Genomic DNA, 1,934 nt, shown 5'->3' with positions numbered 1-1,934 from the left:
TTCGGCTACCGGTTGCCCGAGCTGTTCTCCGGGGACCGTGCCGAGCAGCTCGGCGCGCCGGCGCCCTACCCGGCGGCGTGCCGCCCGCAGGCGTGGACCGCGGCGGCGGCCGTCGCGCTGCTCGCGGCCCGGCTCGGGCTGCAGCCCGACGTACCGGGTGGAATGGTCCGGGTCGCGCCACGGACCGAGCGGCCATTCGAGGTGGGCGGGCTGCGGCTCGGACCCGAACCGCTCGACGTGGCCGTCGAGAGCGACGGCAGGGTGAGGGTCGTCACCGAGGCGGGCATCGCCGTCGAGATCTCCTGACGATCTCCCCACACCCTGCTCGAGGTGCGCCGTACCGGGGTGACCACGGACGTAGCATGGGACTCGCTAGCACCAGGGTGGGAAGGAGGTCGACGCAGTGGGAGAGCTGGATCGGCTGACCTCGATCGACGACCTTCGCGCGTTCGGGCCGGCGCGGCTGGAGCGGCTCGCGGCCGAGATCCGTGAGTTCCTCGTGAGTTCGGTCTCGCAGACCGGCGGCCACCTGGGGCCCAACCTCGGCGTGGTCGAGCTGACGATCGCGATGCACCGCGTGTTCAGCTCGCCGCGGGACACGATCGTGTTCGACACCGGCCACCAGTCCTACGTGCACAAGATCCTCACCGGCCGTACCGAGTTCGGGCGGCTCCGCAAGCGTGGCGGCCTGTCCGGTTACCCGAGCCGCGCTGAGTCTGACCACGACGTGGTGGAGAACTCGCACGCCTCCACGGCGATCTCGTGGGCCGACGGCATCGCGCGCGCCAACCACCTCGCCGGGCACGCGGACAGGACCGTGGTCGCCGTCATCGGCGACGGGGCGCTCACCGGCGGCATGGCCTGGGAGGCGCTCAACAACGTGGCCACCTCCGAGGACCGGCGCCTCGTGATCGTGGTCAACGACAACGGCCGCTCCTACTCGCCGACGATCGGCGGACTCGCCCGCCAGCTCGACGCGCTGCGGACCTCGCGCCCGTACGAGAAGGTGCTCGGCTGGGGCAAGAAGACCCTCAAGGGCGCCGGTGCGCCCGGGCAGATGACGTACGAGGCGTTGCACGGCCTCAAGACCGGGCTGCGTGACGTGCTCCGCCCGCAGGGCATGTTCGAGGGGCTGGGGATCAAGTACGTGGGGCCGGTCGACGGGCACGACGTGCTCGCGGTCGAGGCCGCCCTGCGCAGCGCGCGGGCGTTCGGCGGCCCGGTGATCGTGCACGCGATCACCGAGAAGGGCCGCGGGTACGTCCCCGCCGAGACCGACGTCGCCGACCGGTTCCATGCCGTCGGCGTGATCCACCCCGAGACCGGGCTGCCGGTGGTGCCGTCGCGGTTCGGGTGGACGGCAGTGTTCGCCGAGGAGATCGTCGACATCGCCCGGTCTCGTTCCGATGTGGTCGGCGTGACGGCGGCGATGCTGGGTCCGGTGGGCCTGGCGCCGATGGCCGAGGAGCTGCCGGACCGTGTCTTCGACGTGGGTATCGCCGAGCAGCACGCGATGACGGCAGCCGCCGGCATGGCGTTCGCCGGGCTGCACCCGGTGGTGGCGTTGTACGCGACGTTCCTCAACCGGGCGTTCGACCAGTTGCTCATGGACGTGGCGCTGCACCGGGCCGGCGTCACGATCGTGCTGGACCGCGCGGGCATCACCGGGGAGGACGGGGCCTCGCACAACGGCATGTGGGACATGGCGCTGCTGCGGCTGGTACCAGGACTGCGGCTGGCCGCTCCGCGGGACGAGCGCACGCTGCGGCAGGCGTTGCGTGAGGCGGTGCAGGTCACGGACGCGCCGACCGTGATCCGATATCCGAAGTCGGCGCTCCCCGAGCCGATCCCCGCGATCTCGCGGTCGGGCTCTGTGGACGTACTCGCCCGGACAGCGGGCGACGGCGATGCGCGTGTTCTCGTGGTGGGCGTCG

Annotated in this window: 1 protein-coding gene and 1 pseudogene; both read left to right on the top strand. The window is 72.0% G+C overall.

Translation table 11 applies throughout. The features are described from left to right. Positions 1 to 306: pseudogene (locus tag ACOJSN_RS18105) on the top strand (amylo-alpha-1,6-glucosidase); the annotation flags it as partial. A gap of 97 nt (positions 307 to 403) precedes the next feature. Then, the coding region (dxs, locus tag ACOJSN_RS18100; protein WP_420113888.1) for a 1-deoxy-D-xylulose-5-phosphate synthase at positions 404 to 1,934 on the top strand (1,531 nt) is incomplete at its 3' end.

The organism is Pseudactinotalea sp. (genome assembly GCF_048594945.1).
Classification (GTDB): domain Bacteria; phylum Actinomycetota; class Actinomycetes; order Actinomycetales; family Beutenbergiaceae; genus Pseudactinotalea.
This window is presented reverse-complemented; position numbering and strand designations above follow the sequence as displayed.